General features: G+C 40.9%; 16 protein-coding genes and 1 tRNA gene. 3 read left to right on the top strand and 14 right to left on the bottom strand.

From position 1 onward, the window contains the following. The first annotated feature begins 272 nt into the window (after nucleotides 1-272). Nucleotides 273-4,058: a sigma 54-interacting transcriptional regulator gene (locus ACX0G7_RS11365; RefSeq protein ID WP_458923590.1), complete on the top strand. Its 3,786-nt coding sequence runs from the start codon at nucleotides 273-275 to the stop codon at nucleotides 4,056-4,058. 121 nt (nucleotides 4,059-4,179) lie between these two features. On the opposite strand, the gene ACX0G7_RS11360 is transcribed toward ACX0G7_RS11365, so the two are convergent. The 11 genes from ACX0G7_RS11360 to ACX0G7_RS11310 form a co-directional block, all read right to left on the bottom strand. Then, a complete protein-coding gene (locus tag ACX0G7_RS11360; protein WP_458923589.1) occupies nucleotides 4,180-5,055 on the bottom strand; it encodes a helix-turn-helix domain-containing protein in 876 nt (291 codons plus the stop codon). A gap of 1,332 nt (nucleotides 5,056-6,387) precedes the next feature. Further along, complete coding sequence (locus tag ACX0G7_RS11355; protein ID WP_458923588.1) at nucleotides 6,388-7,026, bottom strand: DUF2652 domain-containing protein; 639 nt, start codon at nucleotides 7,024-7,026, stop codon at nucleotides 6,388-6,390. Nucleotides 7,027-7,189: 163 nt separating this feature from the next. After that, a complete protein-coding gene (locus ACX0G7_RS11350; RefSeq protein ID WP_458923587.1) occupies nucleotides 7,190-7,888 on the bottom strand; it encodes an MBL fold metallo-hydrolase in 699 nt (232 codons plus the stop codon). Nucleotides 7,889-8,064: 176 nt separating this feature from the next. Continuing rightward, a complete protein-coding gene (locus ACX0G7_RS11345; protein WP_458923586.1) occupies nucleotides 8,065-8,970 on the bottom strand; it encodes an alpha/beta fold hydrolase in 906 nt (301 codons plus the stop codon). A gap of 238 nt (nucleotides 8,971-9,208) precedes the next feature. Beyond that, nucleotides 9,209-9,700 (bottom strand): DinB family protein, encoded by a 492-nt coding sequence (locus ACX0G7_RS11340; RefSeq protein ID WP_458923585.1) that lies wholly within the window; start codon nucleotides 9,698-9,700, stop codon nucleotides 9,209-9,211. Between the two features lie 60 nt (nucleotides 9,701-9,760). Beyond that, on the bottom strand, nucleotides 9,761-10,618 hold the full coding sequence (locus tag ACX0G7_RS11335) for an SDR family oxidoreductase (RefSeq protein ID WP_458923584.1): 858 nt from the start codon (nucleotides 10,616-10,618) through the stop codon (nucleotides 9,761-9,763). A gap of 103 nt (nucleotides 10,619-10,721) precedes the next feature. Then, nucleotides 10,722-11,300 carry a Crp/Fnr family transcriptional regulator gene (locus ACX0G7_RS11330; RefSeq protein WP_458923583.1) on the bottom strand — a complete coding sequence of 193 codons (579 nt, stop codon included), beginning with the start codon at nucleotides 11,298-11,300 and terminating at the stop codon, nucleotides 10,722-10,724. Nucleotides 11,301-11,333: 33 nt separating this feature from the next. Continuing rightward, entirely contained in the window at nucleotides 11,334-12,359 is a 1,026-nt protein-coding gene (locus ACX0G7_RS11325; RefSeq protein WP_458923582.1) for an alpha/beta hydrolase, read from the bottom strand. 61 nt (nucleotides 12,360-12,420) lie between these two features. Next, nucleotides 12,421-13,824, bottom strand: coding sequence for an alginate export family protein (locus ACX0G7_RS11320; RefSeq protein WP_458923581.1), 1,404 nt, complete (start codon nucleotides 13,822-13,824; stop codon nucleotides 12,421-12,423). A gap of 22 nt (nucleotides 13,825-13,846) precedes the next feature. Beyond that, nucleotides 13,847-14,029 (bottom strand): hypothetical protein, encoded by a 183-nt coding sequence (locus tag ACX0G7_RS11315; RefSeq protein ID WP_458923580.1) that lies wholly within the window; start codon nucleotides 14,027-14,029, stop codon nucleotides 13,847-13,849. A 433-nt stretch (nucleotides 14,030-14,462) separates the two neighbouring features. After that, nucleotides 14,463-15,533: an alpha/beta hydrolase gene (locus ACX0G7_RS11310; protein WP_458923579.1), complete on the bottom strand. Its 1,071-nt coding sequence runs from the start codon at nucleotides 15,531-15,533 to the stop codon at nucleotides 14,463-14,465. A gap of 1,094 nt (nucleotides 15,534-16,627) precedes the next feature. Here ACX0G7_RS11310 and ACX0G7_RS11305 point away from each other — a divergent pair. Then, a complete protein-coding gene (locus tag ACX0G7_RS11305; RefSeq protein WP_458923578.1) occupies nucleotides 16,628-17,068 on the top strand; it encodes a hypothetical protein in 441 nt (146 codons plus the stop codon). Here ACX0G7_RS11305 and ACX0G7_RS11300 read toward each other — a convergent pair. Next, a tRNA-Arg gene (locus ACX0G7_RS11300) sits at nucleotides 17,063-17,137 on the bottom strand. The genes ACX0G7_RS11305 and ACX0G7_RS11300 overlap by 6 nt on opposite strands. Nucleotides 17,138-17,374: 237 nt before the next feature. On the opposite strand from ACX0G7_RS11300, the gene ACX0G7_RS11295 reads away from it, so the two are divergent. After that, nucleotides 17,375-18,025 (top strand): tetratricopeptide repeat protein, encoded by a 651-nt coding sequence (locus tag ACX0G7_RS11295; protein ID WP_458923577.1) that lies wholly within the window; start codon nucleotides 17,375-17,377, stop codon nucleotides 18,023-18,025. A 2-nt stretch (nucleotides 18,026-18,027) separates the two neighbouring features. Here the strand turns inward: ACX0G7_RS11295 and ACX0G7_RS11290 are convergent, their stop codons facing one another. Together ACX0G7_RS11290 and ACX0G7_RS11285 are read right to left on the bottom strand one after the other, a co-directional pair. Beyond that, on the bottom strand, nucleotides 18,028-18,522 hold the full coding sequence (locus ACX0G7_RS11290) for an SRPBCC family protein (protein WP_458923576.1): 495 nt from the start codon (nucleotides 18,520-18,522) through the stop codon (nucleotides 18,028-18,030). Nucleotides 18,523-18,756: 234 nt separating this feature from the next. Next, nucleotides 18,757-21,705 carry an ATP-binding protein gene (locus ACX0G7_RS11285; protein WP_458923575.1) on the bottom strand — a complete coding sequence of 983 codons (2,949 nt, stop codon included), beginning with the start codon at nucleotides 21,703-21,705 and terminating at the stop codon, nucleotides 18,757-18,759. Nucleotides 21,706-21,720: the final 15 nt, after the last annotated feature.

The following is a 21,720-nucleotide window of genomic DNA, read 5'->3' as shown; positions in this document are numbered from 1 at the left end:
TACATAGGAAGTATATGGCAATTACTGAGTACTACTGCTTTGAAGATTTGTCAGGCTATGTATCAATCGTTTTCGGTGTGGCTGTAAGTAGATATGCTATAAAAGGCATCCTGATAAGCCATCATAACAAGATCCTCAGAGAGTTTGTATCATAAATTGCTAACATAAACTTTGAAGTCGCCCCAAAATTCCAATTGCCTTTTGATCTGCTATAAGGCCGAAATTCTTATATTTAGGCAAAGCGATAAAGTTTGCACATTAAAAAGTGACCTTTGGATGGAATCAAAAAACAGTTCACGCCTAAAACCAGGCATTCTTCTTCATTTTCGGAAGCGGATAAGCCTATAAGTGAAGAAAATACCACAGATAGCAATCATGAGCAGACAGTATTGCTATCCTTGAGTAATTCCATTGCTGCTGTACGCAGTCAAAGCGATTTGATGCAAGTCCTAAATTCGAAGTTGAAGCAGTTGTTTCCTATTACTGGCTTTGGTATCACTCTTTTGAATGAAGACGGGACATCACATAGTCCTTTCGTGGTAGAGTCGGAGGCACGAATAAAGAATGATGCAGATTTTAATAAAGTAACCAAATCTACCTACACGACTGAAGATGGTGTGTTTAACAGGATTACGCTGGCCGAGGAGCCCGTCTTACTTCATGTGGAAGAATTGGAAGTAATGCGGGCAGCCTATGTGGACTTTTGGAAGAAGATGGGTGTGAAGCAGGTAATGGGTATTAAATTAAATGCAGCCAATAAGTACCTCGGTTGTCTTATTGTTCATCTTATCTCAGGATATGCTGATAAAATACGGCTGAACCTTTTTAAAACCGTTAGCGCACAAATTTCGGTGGCCGTCTCCAATATTCAGGCAAATGAGGAGATCATAAAAAGAGAGAAAGATACATCCATACTTCTTTCGCTCAGTAATGATATGGCAGCTTTAAGAAACAGAGACGACCTGTTTCAAAAGGTCAATCCGACGATAAAGACAATTCTTTCATTTAACAAATTGGGAATAGCGCATATCAGCGAAGACCGGAAAAGCCATAGTGCCTTCATGATGGATCTTGGTGACTCGGTGCGGTATCATCTTGACTTTATTAAAATTACTACACAAAAGTATGACGTAAATGATCCGGTCTTCAGTCATATCATGAATTCACCTGATCCGGTTATTCTTGATGTTGATGAGCTCGAAAAAATACCTAGCATCCCTGCATATGTTCATTTTTGGAAAGAAGTAAATTTTAAGTTCCTTTTATGTGTTGCGCTTCGTGTTGGCGGGATAGATATAGGAGTTGTTTTTTTTGATGTTGGTGGCAGGGCGAAAGTAGATTTAAAGTCTAACCTGTTGAAAGGTGTTTGTGCTCAATTAGCAGTAGCTATTTCTAACATCTTGCGTAATGAAGAAATCTCCAGGCGCGAGAAGGAACGTGAATTATTATTATCCCTAAATATTGAAATTGCGGCGGCACGCAACAGCAATGAACTGCTGAATGTTATCAGTCGAAAGCTTAGGGAGCTACTCGGATTTACACATACTGTCATTGCGACAATAAATGACAATCAATCTACATTAAGTGCCTTTCTTTTGGATAACGAAGCAAAAAGTAAGCAACATCCACGTTATGCGGAGGCTTCTGCCAAGTCCTATTCAATAAATGATGCCGTCCTCACAAAAGTCTTTTCCACTTCGGAACCTGTGGTTTTTGATTTGAGACAGATGTCTAAAGAAACCAAGCTTCCTCTTTATTTTCAGGTGAACTTTGACAGTGGCATTAACCATGCTGTATTAGCAAGGTTTTCAGATGGTGCAACCCATTTCGGTGTGTGGATGATCCTTTTCGACTCACCAAAAGCGCCAGAACCAAACCAACTGCGACTTATTGATGGGTTGTCATATCAAATTTCAATAGCCGTATTAAACATTATTGCCAATCAGGAAATAAAATACCGCGAACAGGAGAAATCTTTGTTGTTACATTTTAGTAATTCCATCGCCTCGGTAAAAGACAACGAAGTACTTGGAAAGGTATTGAAGCAGCAGCTAAAAGATCTGTTCTCGATTGAGGATTATCTTATCAATCAATTGAGTTCCGATAAAAAAACATTTATTCCGTTGCTTTACGATCCGGATGCAGCATTTATAAATGATCCTTCGTTCCTACAACTTCTACATATTCCGACTAATGTAAATGATGGTGTCTTTAATCAAATATTAAACTCTGAGGAACCTATAACATTTGATGCTACACAATGGTCGCGTTCAACAGACCCACCCCTGTATGCAGAAACCGCTAAAACAATTGGGCTAAAGCGAATGACAGGGGTTCGAATCCGGATGGGACAAGAAGATATTGCTATCTTGAATTTCAGGCATGATGACTTCGAGTTAACGCCCAACCAATATCATCTGTTAAAAAGTATTTGTTCACAAATCGCTATTACAATATCGAATCTTATAGCCAATAATGAAATAAAAGCCAGAGAGGAGGAAAAGTCGAGGTTGTTGGAATTCAGTAACTCCATTGCTTCGGTAAGAGATAAACATGTGCTGGCAAAGATTTTAAAGGCTCAATTAAATAACTTATTTGCAATTGAAGATTATGTAATCCATGCAATCACCAAAAACAAAAAAAAGCATTGGCCTGTTTTGTTTGATCCCGAAGCAGATTTTGCCGCACACCCGGATTTCAGAAAGTTAGTGGAAATGGAATCAGATGTAAATGACGGAGTATTTAATGTCATTCTGGGTTCAACCGAGCCAGTTGTTTTTAAAGTGGATGATTGGCTGCATTCTACCAGACCCCCTTCTTACGCCAAAGCTGCCAATGATATAAACCTTGAAACAATGGCAGGAGTTTCTATTCATTTAGGTGAAGAGCCTATAGCCGTTATGAATTTCAAACAGGATGCCTCTAATCAGTTCGCAACAAAAAAACCACTTTTCAAGAGCATCTGTTCTCAATTGGCCATTGCCATTTCCAATATTATTGCGAATGAAAAAGTTGAAAGACAGCTTCATGAAATTGAGCACTACAAACAGCAACTGGAAGAAGAAAAAATTTATCTCCAGGAAGAAATTGAAACGAGCCAAAACTATTCTGATATTATCGGGTACAGCGACGCAATGAAAAAAGTGTTCCATCTTGTTACGCAAGTAGCTAAATCAGATAGTACCGTCTTAATTTTAGGAGAAACCGGAACAGGAAAAGAGCTGATTGCAAGGGCCATCCACAATGGATCTCCAAGAAGTCAGAAGTTAATGGTTAAGGTAAATTGTGCAGCACTGCCTGCAAATTTAATCGAAAGTGAATTGTTTGGGCATGAACGAGGCAGTTTTACGGGAGCCACCGAGCGCCGGATCGGAAAATTTGAAATTGCTAATGGTGGGACTCTTTTCCTCGATGAAATAGGAGAAATGCCTTTGGAACTTCAGGTAAAATTGCTTCGGGCTTTACAGGAAAAAGAAATTGAACGTGTTGGTGGCCGAACCCCTTTTAAAGTAGATGTGCGTATCATTGCTGCAACGAATCGAGACTTGGAGAAGATGATGGAAGAGGGTAAGTTCAGAAACGACCTTTACTACCGGCTTAATATTTTCCCGATTAGCCTGCCCCCTTTAAGAAGCCGCACAGAAGATATTCCCGTTCTTGCCTTGCATTTTATCAAGCGATTTGCAAAAAAGGCAGGCAAAACAATTACTACTTTTAGCAATAAAGTACTGAAGGAATTCATTCAGTATAGCTGGCCCGGTAATATTAGGGAACTTGAGCATATCATTGAGAGAAGTGTTTTATTAACAGAAGGTGACACCATCAAGGAAATCCATTTGCCTACTACCAAAGGAAAGGTGCCAGGTGAAGCAAAGGCTCCCGAACCCCTGTTAACCACGATTGACGATAATGAGCGGCGACATATTCTTTTGACACTAAAACATTGCAAAGGGAAAATATCCGGTATGGGTGGAGCTGCAGAAATACTGGGCGTTCCTACAAGTACGCTGACATCGAAAATGAAAAGATTGGGTATCAAAAAAGAACACTTTATTTAATACACACGGGTTGCAAACTTTCTTATTATTCCACGCTATTCTAATGGATGTCACAGTACAGGTAGAACCTTCTAAAATGGTCACGGTAAAGTTCCGGTTGCTAATACAGTTGCATTCTGATTCATTCTTGAACTATCGTAGCACGTTGTCTGAACTCGGAAGGCGAATGCTGAAAATATGATTTAAATAGTCTTGAAAAATGTGCAATATTCTCAAATCCTAGCGTGTAGCAAATATCGGTGATAGTCATTGTCGTACAGCGAAGCAATTCCTGTGCTTTTTCGAGCCTTTTTTTGCGGATATAATCTGATGGGCACATATTATAGATAGCTAAAAAATCTCTTCGGAAACTTGATAAACTTCTTCCGGTCAAAACAGCGAGCTGTTGCAAGGAAACGGAATTCATAATATTTTCCTCTACTGTCACCGTTATATCAGTACGGAATTCTTTACGCAGGTTGTAAAGGCCATGCACAATCGAATTGTCAAGGCTTGAGAGGTAAAAAAGTAATTCGAGCAGTTTTATTTTCACCAGGCTGCTTTTTATACTTTCTGGCTCGTGGCAGAAGGACTCTAATGTCTCGACATATTTCAATATCTGCCGGTTAGGGACATTGATCAAAATCGGCGAAGAAGCTTCGTTATGTGTAATTACGATATTGCTAAGTTTGATAAACTCCTTGATTATTTCGTCCTCTAATACGAAAACAAAATATTCGAGGCGGTCATCAGTTGTGTCAGCAACCCTATGAAAAGTAAGAATCATATTTTTCTTGATAAAGGCTATCTCTCTATTATTTACTTCAAATGTCTCAATACCATACGTAATGCCTAGTTTTCCTTTTGTGACTAAAAGCAGAATATTCTGCTCTAGATAATAGGTACTTTTTTTTTGTTGATTCGATGAATAAAATTGAATTCCGAAATGGCCCTTACACAATAGTTCTCTTTTGATATGCATGAAGTTATACCGTCCGTTTGTTGTGCTTGTCTGCATTTTTAGTCGCTTTATCTTCTTTTTAAAAGAGGTAGAATAACTTGTTAACCGGCTAATGGTTTCAAAGCAAATGCCAATGCGCAACATATTAATAATGAACATTTTAGCCCGCGACGGGTAATCCGAAATCGTCGATATATCGTTAAATGCCGAATCCACTGTCGAAATATCGCTAGTTTCGGAAACAGTATTTCCTTTTGCTGAAAAGTAAATGAGGGGTGGAGGATTAGAAAGGCTACGGTAGCTAGTAGAAGACGTCGTTCAAGGCCAGTTAAGGACTGATTAAGAAAAAGATGCTGAAAACATCCGATCAGATTAATCGTAAAAGCCTTTTACGAAAAGAGCCGTCCTACACTGTTCTACAGAATAATGTGTCTTTACAAAAAGAGAGAAGTATCGTAGGGAAAAGTATTTTTCAAAGATTAGCATCCTATACCAGGTTGTTTTAAAAAAAATATTTAGACAAAACTTCAAGCAAACTGTATAGCGCATGTAGCGCTTGCTGAAAGGGGAACTATATACGTGTTGGAAGAGGTTATCTTAGCTTCCTTCTGATAAGTATTTAATAATTTACTCTTCAAAAACTTTTTCCATCCTAACAATCCAATCCGGGCAATTTTCAGGATTTACTTATTTCCAAGAGCCACCATCATATACCAAATTAACAATTTCGGTTTTGCGATATTTAGCCACTACTGATACGTGGAACCGCACCCCTTCGGATGTGTGGATCCTGTTGAAGTAAAAATTAAGATTCCCCTGGCCTGTAGCTAATTTTTCAAAAAATACGGTATCGTCGTTGGTTAAGGCTAATCTTGGGCAAATTTAGGCTACTTTTTTGCCTTGCTTTTGGGTGGGGTCGGCACCCTTGGCTACTGAAATAGCAATCAATTCATCAAATTATAAATGAGTCTTCACTTTAGGTTCATAGTTACCAGCACGTTTTTTTTATTGTTGCTTTTGCTTTGTATGAATAAAAGAAGGCCGAAGGCTTCTGTTATTTTACGATAAGCTGTTTATACTTTAAATGTTCTTCACTATTCTTTACAGTCTATTCAAAACCTTGTTATCCTTGATGTCTCTTGTATTGAAACCCGCGAAAAACTTTTCGCAATAATGCTGTAGACTCTTATGGCTTACTGTATGATGGATGCTGCCGTGAAACTGTTTCGTTTATCAATGGACTGTATAATCACTTCCATTATTACTACCATAATTACGTAAGACGTAGATCCTTCACGACAACTGAATCTTCACGAAATAAACTTGATTTAACCACCATAAGGCTAACCGTCTACAAAAACCTGTGCCAACTCATACATAGTTACCCGTTCAAACAAGAACTTTGGGATGCTCATAATCAAAATAGGTGAAACAGATGTTTCTCAATCCACCATATATTTTACACAGTTTGTTTGAACGGATGCCTTTTGCCATCAGTTCTTCTTTGAGGGGTGTAGTACACTCGTCTATTAATTCATCTGTAATTAATACATAAGAACAACTTGGAATATCATTTTTCAGGAGGCGGTGTGTTTCTAATACCACTTCACCATATAGTTTCTTGAAGCCGACCAGATTAAATTCCGCCATTTTTCCGTAGTGAGCAATCAGCTTTAAAGAGAGCGGAAACTTACGTTCGTATCTCGCTTCAATTTCTACTAATCGTTCATTGAAAATGCGCTCCATCAGTTCATATTGATCGAGTATAGCCATTGTAGAGGGAGGAGCGCCATATTTGTAAAAAAATACTGCATCTCCTTCAATTTCGGCAATGTTCAACCCCAAAATATTATAATCGATGATGGCAGAAAGCAACTCGTAGGTGATGGTTCTTCCTGTGATCACATCAGTGTTGTGCACCAAATCGGTATAACCACTGATATCAGGAATAAAGAGCAAACCGTTATGAATTTTCCGATTATTGTCCATTGTTGATTCAACATGATTTATCTGTGCCAATTGATTCATAGTACTCAATTGATATGAAGAAAATTGCCTGTTTATACCGGGAGAAATTAATTACAAATGGAGCAGAAGGTCAAACGTTTTTAATGTTACCGACAGGTCATCGCTGTGATTGTCATTGAGTTCACCTGTATATTCCACTTGCAAGTCTTGCTGGTGTCAGTTATCATCGCAAAACTTCAATGATACCAGCTTCCAATACCCGTAAACGTTGGCTAATTCCCAATATCTTGAACGGTGCATCAATGTCTTTTTTGTTTTGCGTGTAATGTTGCCACCCCTCATAATGCAAAGTAATAACCATGGTGTTTGGAAACGCAATAGCTGTATCGATCGCATCATTGGTGCTCATCGTTACATTGAACGGAGCTCTCACCTGTGCGCCTCCTGCGAACAGGAAAACATATTGCGAGCGATACCGTTTTGAAACTTCTGCCACGCCTTCGTAATGAGTGGTATCACCGGTAATATAAATGTTCAACTGCTGATCGTGCCCAACGGATAACACAAATCCTACTACTTCACCTTGTAGTGCTTCTGTTCCTGCCGGACCGTGGCAGGCATGCGTTGCAGTGATTACAATCTGTGTACCGTCAGGAGCTGTAACAATGTCACTTTGCCAGGGCTTTAAGCCAATGGCGGTTCCTTTTAGCCGGTGAGCGCCTGGAATGGTAGTGTAAGTTTTAAAGACTTTTTCCAGAAGCAATTTGCCTGCATGATCTAAATTATCGAAATGCTGATCGTGACTTAAAAGCACAATATCTATGTGCCCAATTTTAATAGTTGCTGAGCCTTTTGTTGTTTCATGTATAAGCGAGCCAGACTGATATGCACTGCCAGCCCGGTCAAGCGTTAGATCAGTCATGATGCACAGTCCGGCGATTTCGAGAATTACTATTGTTCATCCTATATACACAGCGTTGAAAGAACTGCTCTTTGTCATTTATTTATTTATTACGGTTAAAACAAGAGCCCCTCCCGTACGAACAAAATCTTCTATCACAGAGGGGCTTCTGAACCTTTCTGACCTGTCGACTAACCCTACACCATCTTCGGTTTTGCTCTGCCCTGCCTGAATGTACCTACTTTTCTTTCTAAAAAATCCTTAATTGTCGAGCTAATTTCATCACCGAAACTTTCCAATGCAAAATGACCGGTATCATATAAATGATACTCCAGGTTTTTTACGTCCTTTTTAAATGCTTCTGCGCCACTTTCAGGAAATATGTAATCATTCTTTCCAAAAACAATCAGCATCTCCGGATTGTGGGTGCGGAGGTATTCCTGCCATTTGGGATATTGTTTTACGTTGTTCCTGTAATCGTAAAATAACCCGATTTGAATGTCATCATTTTCAGGCCGGAGCAAATGTCTTAAATCGATTTCCCAATTGTCAGGTGAGACAACACTAGCATCCGGAACACTGTGGGTATATTGCCATTTTAAACCCTCCGGACTGTGAAAAGTGCGACATTTATTTATGGCTTCCTGGTCGTTCCTGTTTTTCCAAAGCGCTTTAATCGGTTCCCAAAATGTTTCCAGGCCTTCTTCATAGCAACAACCATTTTGCACAATTATCGTTTCTACCTTTTCGGGGTGTTTTGAAGCCAGTGTCCAACCTACCGGTGCCCCGTAGTCCATCAGGTAAAGGCTATATTTTTCAATCTCCAAATACAGCAACAAGCCTTCAATGATATTTGCATAGTTAGCAAAGCTGTATTCAAAATTGGCCATCGGTGGCTGTTCGCTTCTTCCATAGCCTGGATAATCCGGTGCAATCAAATGATATGTATCCGACAGACTACTGATCAAGTTTCGGTACATGTGTGATGAAGTGGGATAGCCATGTAACAAAATTAAGGTGGGCGCATCCGAAGGACCTGCTTCCCTGTAAAAGATATCCACTCCATTGACCTTAGCATAGAGATGACGTGTTTCGATCTTCATTTTGTTTATTTTTTGGTAGTTAAAAAACCTCTGAAAAGGTGATTTGTGCTTCATGTTAACTTTCTTGCCGCAACAAGTCAGTCACTGAAAGAAACGTTCCTTGCTATTCTTACTAGAAAGATCAAAGGTGGCTTTTTTGCATTCAGATGCCTTATCTAAAAACTTCAATTTGTTTTATAAAAAAGTGCTTTGAATATTCATTGCTATTATAAAAATTGAATGAATATTCTATTCTTAATTACGATTTGTTCTTTAACAGTGTTAACTGTCCAAGATGATAAGATAAATGATTTGTCCTGTTTATCAGAACATTCAGCCGATTTCGATGCGGTTCTTTTTTGAAATCTTCTGCATTTACCTCGTTGTGTTTCTTTAGCCAATCGGATGGTTCCAGTCGGGTAAACTTTGCTGCCAAAGTTTCATTTACTTGGTTCCAATAAAACTTTAAATCATGCGTTGAAGGCATCATCGCAAATGATTTATCAGGGTTTTCAATAAAGATGTTATCCAACAGAGGATATAAACGTTCGTTTAAGTTTAGCAACGGTAGCATGGTATCATGCACTGCTGTCAGGTGCCCTAACAGGTAAACACCTCTGTTTCTATCAGGTGCAATTTCACTTTGTAATTGTTCTGCCGACAGATAGTTAAACAGGTTGTTTGCCCTTTTAATTTGCAAATTCCAAGCGTCAAGAATTAATCCCGTGCTTATTTGCTGCTCGTGGCTCATTGTGTAAAATTTATAAAAAGTAAAGCCCTTGCTGACAAATGCAAGTGCTTTACTTTTTGATTATGAAGTGTATTTGGCGAGCCATTTTGCTTTAATCTCTGCCCTTGCGTTGATGAACTCTACGTCCGTGCCTTGTGCAATGGCGTCAAGGGGATAGCGCAGGGGGCGAGTACCTTCCTTCATATTCACCAAAGTCAGAACTCCATCAGCAATCGTTTGTGGGTTCATATCAAACTGGGCCATCTTTCCGAACAATCCGGTACCAATTGCATTGAACATATGCGTAGCTACAGGATCATATTCTTTTGCAACATCAGCTTTATCAGCATTTAAGCCTGTTTTACTTCCGTTGTTCATTTCCGTAGGATAGACACCAGGCTGAATGGTCACATTCTCAATATTAAATTGTGCAAGTTCTGCTTCGAGTCCTTCAGTGATTGCTTCCACTCCGAATTTGGAAGCAAGGTAGGGGATCATAAATGGTAATGTGTGCCCGCTGGCGCCGGACGTAAGGTTAATGATCAACCCTTTCCCTGCCTTACGCATGGAAGGAAGTATCGCCTGGTAGGTACGAACAACACCATAGAAATTCACTTCAAACATCTGCCGAATTTGTTCGATGCTGTACGCTTCGAGCAAACCAAAGCCGCTAACACCCGCATTATTGACCAATACATCAATATGGCCATAGTTGGTTAACACGGATTCAAAAGCTCCCTTTACTGAAGTGTCGGAAGTGACATCAATTTCTAGCACTTGTACATTGGGCAAGGCTCCCAGCTCATCTGCCGCTGCTTTGTTTTTGCTTTTCGTGCCCCGCATCCCGGCGATAACGCTGTGGCCTGCCTTCGACAGTGTAACGGTCATTAATTTACCAAAGCCCGTACTTGTTCCGGTGATGAAAATTATTTTGCTCATCGTTTAAATTTTTTATTGTGATTTAATAATGCAAAGCTCCGCACAGCCCACATCTACGAAGGCAGACATTTGTCTAAAAAAAATCTTGATAAATGTCAAGGGATCATTTCCGCGAAGCCTTTCTTCTGATCCGGGTAATCGTTTCCGGCGTAAGACCTAAATAGGAGGCTATCATTTGCAGCGGTACACGGTTGGCAATGGAGGGATACTTTTTAATGAAGTCTTTGTATTTCTCTTCAGCGGAATAAGTGATATTTACATGGATGCGTTCCTGCGATACGATAAAACTTTTTTGAAGCAGCCCATTCATTAAATCATTAAAAGGCTGTACAGCTTTGCACACACTATCAAAATCATCTTTTCTAATCAGCAGGACTTCACTGTCTTCAATCGCATCAATATTGTATTTTGAAGGTGCTCCTGAGGCCAAGCTTTCGCGGTCTCCCGTCCAATAGTTCTCCGGTGAAAAATTCATGATGTGTTCAGTGCCCTTATCGTCTACAAAATAGGTTCGCAAAAAACCTTTGCCTACAAAAGCATTAAACTTCCATACATTGCCTTCCTGTAGAAGGTATTGGTGTTTACGTAGCTTTTTAACGGTCGCAACGGATTGTATCAAGGCAAAGTCCTGGTCCGTCAGATTTATTTTATCTTCTAAATATTTTCGAAATCTGTCCAACATTTTTACTTTAGAAACTGTAAAAGCATATCCGGTTTACTTACAAAATTTTATCAATTCCTGTGCAACAAATTTTGGTTGTTCGTCGGCGATATAGTGCCCGCTATTCTCTACTTTAATCAAGGTAAAGTTGGTTGTAACTGGCGTTACCGCAGCCTGTAACCAGCCATATCCGGTGGCGCCAAGACCAAGGACAGGAAGCGTAAGCTTCGGATAAGTTTTCATGTCTGCCATGTCTTGCGGAAACGCCTGGTACCATGCATCACCGGCACGTATTGCGTCCTTGCTTTCATAAGCAGCTTTGTAGATCGCCCGGTCCTTTGCACCAATGGAATCTGAGTGCAGTGTCAGGTAATCCAAAAGGAAGTCCAGGTAAATGCCTGTACGGCCTTCAAGAATATTTTCAGGCAAACCTTTAACCTGGTGAAAGGCAAACCACCAGGGATATCCGGGGTGCTGCTCATCTATTTTCGTTCCAAACTTTCCATTTTCTGGTAGCATACGAAGCTGTCCAAATAAGTTATCAGGGTGAGGCACATCCATTAGTGCAAGTTTTATTATTGCATCGGGATAATTTGCGGCAAAGCTGAATCCTACCATAGAGCCGATGTCATGACCTGCTATATTTACTTTTGGGTAACCAAGCTTCTTAACTAATTCGTAAATATCTTTTGCCATTGTTTTTTTATCATACCCACTCACGGGTCTTGAAGAAGCACCCATACCACGCAAGTCAACGGCAATAACAGTAAACTCTTTGGCAAGGGCAGGCATGATCTTGTGATACTCCCACCATGTTTGTGGCCATCCTGGTAATAATATCAATGGTTCTCCCGTGCCGCCCTTCACATAATGCAATTGAATACCATTGACAGCGGCAAATTTATTTTCGAATCCATGAAGCGAATTCACCAGGGCCTCATCTGAGAGTTCGTTCTTAGAGTACCTGGGAGTTGTTTGCGCAAAGGATGTTCCATAAAAAAACAGGGTAGCAAACGAGAATGCGCAAATTAACATCACCTTAGATGACATTTCTTTCGTTTCTTTAAATAGAAGTTTCATTGTTTGATATTTATAATGTGAAGAGACAATAATTAGTATAAATCAGAAAAGTCTAAATCGTTTACAAACGGATCAATGTTTTTGCGGCAACATAAAAGATGTCCTTATTCGTTACCGCTTGTTTTTCTAAATACTTACTTCTTTTGTAATGGCTGCACATTAATTGCATAGAAATGTGCTCACCGATAGAGTAGTTCAGTTCCATATCCCACATACTCCCAACTGAATGATGGTTATTTGCTTCTGGCAGCAAATAAGAGCCATTACCGGAATAGAGTCCATCTTCTACCCGTTGTCTCCAAAATCGGTAGTATGCAGTTTTTATGCTGAGCCTGTCCCGGAATTTAAATTCCACAATTGGATGAAGAACGATCATGTTTGCCGAACCGGCATTATTGACATAGCCGTAGTAAACACCGCTTGGATAGAGAGGATTAAATGTTTGAAGGTTTGAATCTGAAGAATCTCTATCACCACTGGAAATGGCACCCTGGATCGAGAGAACGGGTTTGATACCAGAAGCCGGGATTGCATGTCTTAATAATCCTGCAATTTTCCATGCTTTGATATTACCCTGATTAAATTTTCCGACTTGCAAATCCGTAACCAAGTAGGCTGCCCAATTTCCGCATTTAAGGGAAAGTAGCATCCCTACTGTGTGTCTCGTTTCTTTGCCGGACGCCTGGTAAAAGCTTGTATAATCCCTTTTATTGAACAGGTAATAGAAATCCAGTTGGTTCAATGCACTTTTCGAATACTTGGCTTTTCCCCAAATACCAGCCAGTTTCTGGGACTTGTTAATGCGATCGTCAAGGGATCCTTCTTCTTCTTTGATAGGCTGCATAAAAAAAGCATCTATTTTCAGCGATCTGTTTTCAAAGATCAACTTACCTCCTAACCACGACAATCTCACATTAGCATCACGAATATCAAGCAGGGTTCCCATGCTGTAGTCTAAAGACTGTTTCCCAAGGCGCAGCTTCAACTTTGCATTTCTTTCCTGCAAGATTGTTTGTTCGGCGAAAAGCTGAAGAACGGCAAGCCTGTTCAAATCCTGTACAGGTCTCGCACCTCCATACCTGCCACGAATTGTGCTGCTCTGGATTTGTATAAATAGTCTGATATACACATTCCATCTTATATCGGTATGCAGCAGGAAGCGACGTAGGAAATAGCCGTTGTCATCCTGGATACCGATACCCCATAAGTACCTATCGTAATATTCGTAGGCTTCACGGAAACTCAAACCCAAACTAATAAATCCTCTCTCCCGGTTGACTGGAATATGCTTCATTCGGTAGCCTTTTATCTTCGCAACTTTATCATCACTTAGTAACCAAAATTCTTCCGCAGGATCAACCATATAACCGCTATTTACGGAGTCAACCCCCTGGCTATAACTAAAGCCTGCGAAGACCAAAATTTGAATCAGTATCCCCACAACTTTTTGCTCAATTTGTTGCATACACATGGGTTCATTGTTTACGTTAACCCAGATATTTTTTTAATTCTGCTGCGGCGTGTAAGAATAGGGATCTTGTTGCAGGGATTTCAGCAAGGCCATTCAGCAAGCCAAAATCAAGAATCATCCCATTGTAACGGATGGTGATGACATCGACTCCGGCTTCACTTAACTTTCGGCCATAGGCTTCACCTTCATCACGAAGCACATCATTTTCCGCAACCTGGATAAGCGCCGGGGGTAAGCCCCCTCAATTGTTCAACGGCTGCTTGCAAAGGAGATGCATAAATCTGTTTTCGCCTTTCAGGGTCCTTGATATACATACCGTACATCCACTTCATTAGCGGCGTAGTCAGGAAACGATCTTTCCCAAATCAATGATAGGATTCCGTTTCAAAATCAGCGTCAACAATGGGCCAAAACATTAGTTGAAATTTAATATGCGGCCCGCCCAATTCTTTAGCTTTAAGCCTAGTGACAGCGGTCCCCAGCTATCAATGTTTAGATCACTATCAAACTGAATAGTCTTTCCAACTTTGACATGGTTGTAGTGTTCATAATTATAGCTTTAAATGTTTGTGATAAATTAAATTATTGTTGCAGAACTAATTTGTTTTAGCTAATAGAGGTTCTAGAAACCCCTATTTCAAATATTTTCTTAGTTCAGCGGCAGCTTGAATAAATAGTGAACGGGTTTCTGGTATTTCTGCAAGCTCATTTAACAAACCAAAGTCATGGATCATTCCCAGGTAGCGTACCGTAGTAACGTTCACTCCAGCCTCGCTTAGTTTTCTCCCATAAGCCTCTCCTTCATCACGGAGTACATCATTCTCAGCCACAGTGATCAGTGCCGGTGGTAATCCTTCCAATTGTTCACGCGTTGCTTGCAAAGGAGATGCATAAATTTCTTTTCGCTTTTGAGGGTCTTTGATATACATATCGTACATCCACTTCATCGTAGCCGTAGTTAAAAAACGCTGGGATCCAAATTGCTTATAAGACTCTGTTTCAAAATTTGCATCAACAATTGGCCAGAATAAAATTTGCAATTTGATCTCCGGACCTCGCTTCGCCTTGGACATTAGGGTGGTAACGGCTGTCATATTTCCTCCCACGCTATTGCCAACAACAGCCAGGCGTTTGCCATCGACATTTATTTCTTGACCATGTTCTGCAACCCATTTGGTAGCTGCATAAATTTCGTTTATGGCTTGTGGGAATATAGCATCAGGAGTAGGAGTGTAGTTGACAAAAACGGCCACTGCTCCAGAGAGAACAACCAGGTCTCTAACCATACGCTGATGCGTAGGAAAATCCCCTAAAACCCATCCTCCCCCATGAATGAATATAAAAACGGGTAGTACGTCTTTGCTACCTTTTGGCCGGACAATGTTTAGCTTTACCTGGTAACCGTCACTGTTAATTGTTTTTTCAGAAACATCTATTCCTGATAAATCAACTTTAACTGACGCCTGTGCATTTACCAATACATTGCGGGCATCCAGAGGTGACAGGGTTTCCAGGGGTTGCCCGCCGGAATTTAACTGCTTCAAAAAACTCTTAACTTCCCGTGTAAGATGTGGGTCGGTAGCATAATCTTTTACCTGTGCAGATAGATTACCTCCAATTATAACAAGCAGAAGGAACAAACTAACCTTAACGGTGATTAAATGCGGTCTAACGCTTAAGCATCCTTGAACTATTCTTTTCATCTTATTATTTTTTAAATATTTTAAAATTCAATCTTATTTCAAGTCATTATTAAGAAAGCGAGAAAATCAGATTTCTTATTGCTTGGACAAAATTCGCTATGAAATACATGAACAGATTGTCCATTTAATTCACAATGTTTGATTGTTTGTGTCAATGCCTTATTGTCCTTTATAAGCACTCATTGTTTATTGAAATCACTGCATTCCTTCCCAGCTTAGTGGATAGAAGAAGTAGTCAACAGAATAGATGGTTTAGAAATATTGATATAAAAAAATTGCGGCTAAGTTTTTTACTTGCCGCAATTAGTTTGCGTAAACTAATATCTGGTTTAAAAAATATTGATTTCTCCACCCTAATTAAACCTTCCCATCTGGACGGCTTTTCCTCTTTCCTGAACTTCAATCACTACATCTACATCATGCTGAAAAGAATTAGCTCCCTGGAAGTTGCTCTGAGAATGTCTTTTCGTTTAATAAAGACTAATTGGTGCGCCATTAATTACCTTAATTAAGTTTCACAAGAAACAAAAAAATCCTTTATCGAGTATTACAAACTTCTGCAAGGCATTTGGACCTGTGGCGCTCCTTTGGGTTATGATAACGTCACTATTAATAGTGAAAAGTCTATTATGGTTAATGAAAAGGGCAAACTGCTTCGTAAAGCCTTCCTCTGAAAAGCCAACGCAGGCATTTCAATGGTGGAGATTATTAACCCCTGGAAACACAAGGATTAAAAATTTCCCATCAACGCATAAGTGAAATTCTGCAAAATCCATTTTACTGTGGTTTACTATCTCATTCCTGCTGGATGGTGATATGGTTGAAGGCAAGCACGAAAAGCTTGTCTCAAAAGAGTTATTTCTAAAAGCTAATGCCGAGAAGTCGAAAATCCACATGGCTACAAGGCAAGCCCTATGAATGAAAACCTGCCGCCAAAGCTGTTCTTTAAATGCGAGAGCTGTAAAGAATACCTCAGAGGGTATATTTTGAAAAAGAAGGGGCTTTATTATTGTAAATGCAACCACTGAGGCCAATGTTCTTGTTATTTAAGCGCCAAACAACTCCATTCTCTTTTTGAAGCTATCCTGAATGAATTGAACCTTACACAAGAAGATGTTGACCCATTCAAACTTCAGCTAAAGAAAATATATACAGCACTCAATACAGAAAGGGAGGAGCATTTGCAACAATACAAGCTCAAGTCGAAAGAACTAGAGGACAAGATTGAACGGCTAGAAGAACGCTTCATAAATGAGGAAATTAAGGCTGATCTGTACGAAAAGATCTCGGTAAAGTTTCGCAAAGAAAGAGAGGAACTGGAGGCAATGGTGAAGATGACCCCATTAACTAACTCGAACCTTGAAAAATACATAGATCGCTCCCTTGATTTTCTCGTAGAACTCCCGTCCCTATGGGCTTCCAGCGATTACAAGAGGAACAAGAGCTGCAACAAACCATCTTTCCCGAAGGAATTTACTTTTCCAAGAAAAAAGGCGAAACTTCTGAAGTCATTTTCAAAAATTCCGGTTTGGTAGTCCCGACAGGAATCGAACCTGTATCTAAAGTTTAGGAAACTTCTATTCTATCCATTGAACTACGGGACCGATGTGAATCTCAAATCATTCCGCCTTCAGCGGACAATCAGGAAACTCCCAACAGGGCGGCAAAAATAAAGCTTTCCATCGTTTCTTGCGTTTTTCCTGCAAACTATGTTTGCCGGATCCAAATATATCTGCCGAATCCGCCGTATTAGGGTCGCTGGAAATTCCTGCCACTTCTCTCCCAAACCGCTTGCTTAAGCTGTCCGCGATTTCATATCTTTGCGTCCCTCAATACTAGTTATGAAATTTTATAATATTCTCATTCGCTATAGGCTCCAGATTGGCATACTTGTGATCATTATCGGCATCATTGCCAACGTTTTCGGCAGCTTCTGGCCAGCTTTCCCGGCTTATCTTGTTGGGGTGATCCTGATTGCAGGTCACTTTTTCTTTGGACCATTACGCGTGATCCAGGAATACATGGAAGCCGGGGATATGGAAGGCGCGGAAAAAGTTATGAATTCGATCAAATTTCCGAACCTTCTCTACAAGCCGATCCGTTCCGTTTATTACACGCTGAAAGGCAACGTAGCTATGATGAAACAGGACTTTGCCGGGGCGGAACTGAATATGAAGAAAGGAATTGACCTGGGAATCCCGATGAAAGAAGCCGAAGGAGCCAGCTTTTTGCAGATGGGAATGCTTAATATGCAGAAAAATGATTTCAAACAGGCGGAAAGTTACATCCGCCAGGCTATCAGAAAGGGTCTGCCCGACAAAGAAAATGAAGCCGCTGCTTATCTCCAGATGTGCTCACTCATGATGAACAAAAGAGAGTTTCGTGCTGCCAAGGAGTTTTTCAGGAAAGCAAAAGCGCTAAAGCCAACCACTCCTGAAATTGTAAAACAGCTAAAGGACATTGAGAAGTACATCACCAGGATCCCCGGATAGTATCAACTGAATTCAAGCAGCATCTGCTCACCAGGCCATTTGCCAAACCGGTCCGCAACTGCGTGATAGCGGAAAGCAAAGATCTCCCGCAGTTTCTTTTTAACCAGGAGCGAGTTTGCAAGGTCACCCAGGATCCAAAAGGGATTTTTATAATGGACAATGTCGGTCATCTCGACACCGCCTTCAATCGGCCTGAAATGATGCTGATGGTGCCACATGCTATAAGGTCCATGCCGCTGCTCATCTACAAAATACTTCATAGGGTCAACATGGGTGATCTCGGTCATCCAGTACAAAGGTATTCCCAACAACGGGCTGACCTTGTATTCAATCACCTGCCCCTGGTAAATTTTGTTTCCATGGTGTTTGGAGATAACCTTAAAGCCGAGCGTGGAAGGGGTTAACACGGGAAGATTCTGCGGACTGGAAAAAAAATCCCAGATCTCCGTTACTGGAACCGGAATTCTTTGTACACTTTTCAGTGAATAAACTGCCATAATGATAAATGATTGAGCACTGTCAATACAACCACTGAAGCAGGAATATGTTTAAAAGATTAATTTTTTTATGGGGTTGGGGCAGCCCGTTTGGATCAGGCCAGAATGAAACTAATAAATCTCTTTATCAATTATAACCGAACAACACCTTTGACCGGTATTAACCGAATAACTCCGTTAATTTGATTTAAACCGAACAAATTCGTCTATCCCGTTTGAACCGAACAACTTTATCTACAACGAGTAATCAGTCTTTATCTGGTCCATACAAATCCGCATAGTCGCAACCAGTGTTTCAACAAGAGCAGGGATCTGTTCAGTATCCGTGCCGGTTTTCCCGTTTGACTCGATCGTGCGGACGAGCTGTTTCAGCCTCGATATGCCCATTGAATCTATGGTTGATTTGAGCTTATGCGCCATCTTACTCAACGCTTCCCAGCGCTGATCACCGGCTGCAACTTCGATATCTTGTAAAGCATCAGGCATGGTGTCCAGAAACAGCTGTACCATCCTTTTGACGAAATCCAGGTCACCACCGGAAATCGCTTCAACCATACTAAGATCATAAAGCTTTTCACCGGGTGTGAGTTCTATGTCCGGAGGACTTTTCGTTACCGGTGCTGCTTCGCAACTTTCAGCATTGCTTTGGGCAACATCAGGGCCTGCCATATTCAGATTTTTGGAAATTACCTGGAATAGTCTTGGTTCGTCGAATGGCTTTGACAAATAGTCGTTCATTCCAACGGCCATATACTTCTCACTATCACCCTTAAGCGCATTTGCCGTGAGCGCAACAATGGGTATCCGGGATATCTTTTTGCTTTCGAGCGCCCTGATCTTTTGTGTAGCCTGCATGCCATCCATCTCGGGCATCTGGATATCCATCAATACCAGGTCATATTCATTTTCCTGCACCTTTTGCAATGCTTCTTTTCCATTCACGGCAATCTCCACTTCAAAGCCCCATGATTCCATAATATGCCTGGCCAGATACTGGTTGAGCTCAACATCTTCTGCTACCAAAATCCGTCTTTTGCCCAGGCTTTGATAATTAATTTCCTGTGACATGTCTTTGTTCTTTGGTTTATAAACACTGATTCCGAACGGCAATATGAATCTGAATGTTGAACCTTTTCCAGGCTCGCTTTCAAGAAATAATTGTCCTCCCATTAATTGAATGAGTTCGCGGCAAATACTTAATCCAAGCCCCGTACCTCCATACTGCCTGGTAACCGCCGTGTTAGCCTGCATAAAAGGCTCGAAGATCTCACTGTGTTTGTCTGCCGGAATGCCAATTCCGGTGTCCGCTACCGCAAACTCGAGCCATAATAAAGTATCACTTGATTCATGCACTTTTGCGCTGATAGTAACAGATCCTTTTTCAGTAAACTTTATGGCATTACTTATGAGATTATTTAAGACCTGTCCCAGTCGATGCGGGTCACCAATCACGGTTACATCCGGGTTCAGGGATACAAAGGATTGTATGACTATCCCCTTTTCTTCTGCTTTATAGGTAAAGGTCTGGACACAGATCTCAATTCGTTCTACAATCGGAAAATCAATATGTTCAAACTTAAGTTTACCCATCAGGATCTTCTCCAGGTCAAGCACATCGTTCACTATCACCAACAGGTTGTTTGCCGATTCCTGGATCATCTTCAGGTATCCTCTTTGTTGTTCACTGAGATCCGTTTTTACCAGCAGACTTGCAAATCCAAGAACACCATTCATCGGCGTCCTGATCTCATGACTCATATTTGCCAGGAAAACCTCTTTCGCTTTTGCGGTGTCCTCGGTGATTTTTTTCGCCAGCAATAATTGTTTCTCCGATTCCACCCGATCGGTTATATCCTGCGAAAACCCGATCGTGTAGGGCTCGCTGTCTGCTTCTTCCACTTTGTAATTCTTGTACAACAGGAACAGGCGCTGGCCTGATTTGCTGATCACACAAAACACTCCTTTACATTTCCCCTCAAGTATCAAAGGATCGAGATATTGTCCCTGGAAAGCTCCAACATGTTCAGGAGGTATGAAATCAGAGATAAGCCGGCCTACCATTTCCTCTTCCGAAAATTCCAGCAGCCGGCAGATGGCGGGGTTCACAGACAACATCCTCCCGCTCATATCGTGTGTGCAGATCAAAGCTTCACTATAATTGAACAGATCACGGTATCTTTTTTCACTTCGCTGGATCTGTTCTTCAATGCGTTTTTGTTCAGTTATATCAAAGCCATATCCAATCAGCAATTTCAGTTTCCCGGATTCGTGAAACACCGGGTATAAACATCGCAGCTGGTGTTGAATGCTGCCGTCTTTCAAGATAAATGTCTCCTCCCATTTACGGTGTTCGGCAGTCTGCAGCACTTCTTCCAGCACAGCAATTCTCCGCTGAAGCATCTCCGGTGGATATTTACGAAGGCTGAAATAGTCTTCATCTCTTTTCCCGATCAGCCATTTTCTTAAAGCTGGATCTTTGATCGCGGTTTCGTTGATAAAAAGGTATTCCCGTTTTGTGCTGAATACCACAAGGTCAGTTGGAATTTTATCAAGCACATCTTCATAAAATTTTCGTTGTTCCTCAAGCTTAACTTCGGTGGCGATCCTGTCGGTTACATCTTCAAATATCCAGACCTGGCCAAGAAAGTGATCTTTGTTCCAGATCGGGCAATAATCGCGCAGCAACATCCTGCCGTCTGCAAGTTCAACCTGCATACCGCGCACGGGTAAACGTTCTTTCATCAGTTGCTTGTGACCGTTGGTAAATGCCTCAGGATACCGAAACAAATTTGCGACCTCGTCAGTCGTCAGGCTGCATGGTTTTCCGATAAACTCGATAGGATCAATGGGGCAGTTGAACAGATCACAAAAACGCTGGTTAATAAAAACGAGATTATTGTTTTCATCACCAACACAGATGCCGTAGTTCAGGTTCTGAACAACGTGCATAAGTCGGTTGCTAGTAGTTAAGAGGCAGTGATTGATAAACTCTTCGGATGTCGCGGCCCTGCCGCCGGACTTTTGCAAAAGTTCATTTAGCTGCACCAGTTCGTGGCTGATGTCGCCAATGCCTTTTGCTTTATTGATGAGAGAAGTTTCGGCCAGTTCTGAGCCCGCAAGCTTTTCCACAATAATCCTGTGAAGGGTTTCTATCGTATTCTGAGTATTCACGCCTGGATGCACTTTCACCTTTTTACT

The organism is Flavitalea antarctica, assembly GCF_054461535.1.
The sequence above is the reverse complement of the archived record's forward strand: the minus strand, read 5'-3'. Positions and strand labels throughout refer to the sequence as shown.

What these genes read in the sequence shown, in the direction of transcription:
- ACX0G7_RS11360 (WP_458923589.1), bottom strand. Translation starts at nt 5,055, where the DNA reads ATGCAGACAAGCACAACAAACGGACGGTATAACTTCATGCATATCAAA.
- ACX0G7_RS11355 (WP_458923588.1), bottom strand. Translation starts at nt 7,026, where the DNA reads ATGAATCAATTGGCACAGATAAATCATGTTGAATCAACAATGGACAAT.
- ACX0G7_RS11350 (WP_458923587.1), bottom strand. Translation starts at nt 7,888, where the DNA reads ATGACTGATCTAACGCTTGACCGGGCTGGCAGTGCATATCAGTCTGGC.
- ACX0G7_RS11345 (WP_458923586.1), bottom strand. Translation starts at nt 8,970, where the DNA reads ATGAAGATCGAAACACGTCATCTCTATGCTAAGGTCAATGGAGTGGAT.
- ACX0G7_RS11340 (WP_458923585.1), bottom strand. Translation starts at nt 9,700, where the DNA reads ATGAGCCACGAGCAGCAAATAAGCACGGGATTAATTCTTGACGCTTGG.
- ACX0G7_RS11335 (WP_458923584.1), bottom strand. Translation starts at nt 10,618, where the DNA reads ATGAGCAAAATAATTTTCATCACCGGAACAAGTACGGGCTTTGGTAAA.
- ACX0G7_RS11330 (WP_458923583.1), bottom strand. Translation starts at nt 11,300, where the DNA reads ATGTTGGACAGATTTCGAAAATATTTAGAAGATAAAATAAATCTGACG.
- ACX0G7_RS11325 (WP_458923582.1), bottom strand. Translation starts at nt 12,359, where the DNA reads ATGAAACTTCTATTTAAAGAAACGAAAGAAATGTCATCTAAGGTGATG.
- ACX0G7_RS11320 (WP_458923581.1), bottom strand. Translation starts at nt 13,824, where the DNA reads ATGCAACAAATTGAGCAAAAAGTTGTGGGGATACTGATTCAAATTTTG.
- ACX0G7_RS11310 (WP_458923579.1), bottom strand. Translation starts at nt 15,533, where the DNA reads ATGAAAAGAATAGTTCAAGGATGCTTAAGCGTTAGACCGCATTTAATC.
- ACX0G7_RS11295 (WP_458923577.1), top strand. Translation starts at nt 17,375, where the DNA reads ATGAAATTTTATAATATTCTCATTCGCTATAGGCTCCAGATTGGCATA.
- ACX0G7_RS11290 (WP_458923576.1), bottom strand. Translation starts at nt 18,522, where the DNA reads ATGGCAGTTTATTCACTGAAAAGTGTACAAAGAATTCCGGTTCCAGTA.